Below are 556 nucleotides of genomic sequence, written 5' to 3'. Positions count from 1 at the left end.
GTTGTCGACATTGTCGCAGGCGGCGTCAAGCCGCGAGGGCACGCGCGCCTCGACCGACAGCGTGTTCTGGCCGGGGCGCAGGACGCTGAAGGGGATCGGCAGGCGCTGGTCGCGGATTTCGCCTTCGCGCGTCGAACTCAACTGGATATTGGCGACTTCCTTGTCATTGGCCTTGACCATCAGCACTGCATCGGGCGCCAGGCCGCCGATATAGCGTGCACTCAGGTGGAAATTGATGCTGGAATAGTCGCCGGGGTAGAAATCGGACGGCATGGCGAAATTCAGCCGCGACACTTCGAAGCGGCCGGAGAATGGCCGCCCGGAATAGCCAAGTTCCCTCAGCGAGACCTTGTCGCCGGGCATCAGCGTCCGGCCCTTGAGGTTGGTCAGCGCGTTGAGGCCTTCCCGCGTGCCGACCGGACGGTCATTGAGCGCGAAAGCGGCGAACTCCTTGACGCGCTGGTCGACATCGAGCGTATCCATGCCGGTCAGGATCAGCCGCTTGCGTTCCGCGCCGCTGCTGTCGGCATCGACGATCGCATGTTCACTCGACGCC

At 63.8% G+C, this 556-nt stretch carries 1 protein-coding gene; it reads right to left on the bottom strand.

The window, feature by feature from the left end:
- Positions 1-556: cellulose biosynthesis cyclic di-GMP-binding regulatory protein BcsB (locus tag AC1D0P_RS27640; RefSeq protein WP_477679652.1), on the bottom strand; the 556-nt coding region annotated here is incomplete at both ends.

The organism is Polaromonas sp. P1_G2 (assembly GCF_056405515.1).
This window is presented reverse-complemented; position numbering and strand designations above follow the sequence as displayed.